The sequence below is a fragment of the Streptomyces sp. WM4235 genome (genome assembly GCF_001279725.1).
GTDB lineage: Bacteria > Actinomycetota > Actinomycetes > Streptomycetales > Streptomycetaceae > Streptomyces.
Genome location: NZ_LGDE01000357.1, coordinates 1 through 331, shown reverse-complemented (window position 1 = coordinate 331; position 331 = coordinate 1). Strand labels below are relative to the sequence as shown.

Annotated in this window: 1 pseudogene; it reads right to left on the bottom strand. The window is 80.7% G+C overall.

Annotated elements, in window-relative coordinates:
- Positions 1-331 (bottom strand): annotated as a pseudogene (locus ADK55_RS40020) (5,6-dimethylbenzimidazole synthase); the annotation flags it as partial.

Below are 331 nucleotides of genomic sequence, written 5' to 3'. Positions count from 1 at the left end.
CTCCACCGGCGTGTGGGGGGTGGGCTCCACCGGGGTCTCGGACTCGGGCTCCACCGCGACGGCGACGGGCTCGACCTCGGGGGCCGGGAGCACCGGCTCGGCGGCCCACGGGGCACCGGCCTGCGGCGGGATCTCGCCCTGCGGCGCGGCGGGGACGTCCTCGGCGCGCGGGATGTCCAGGTACTCGGGGCCCGTGGTCGGCGGCCCGGCCTGGCGGATCGGCATCGGCGTCACGGGGGTCTGCGGAGCGGCCGGGCCCCGGTCGGCGAGGGAGCGCACGAGTCCGCCGGCCTCGGGAACCGGCGGGCCCATGTGCAGGGGGCGCCGGGAG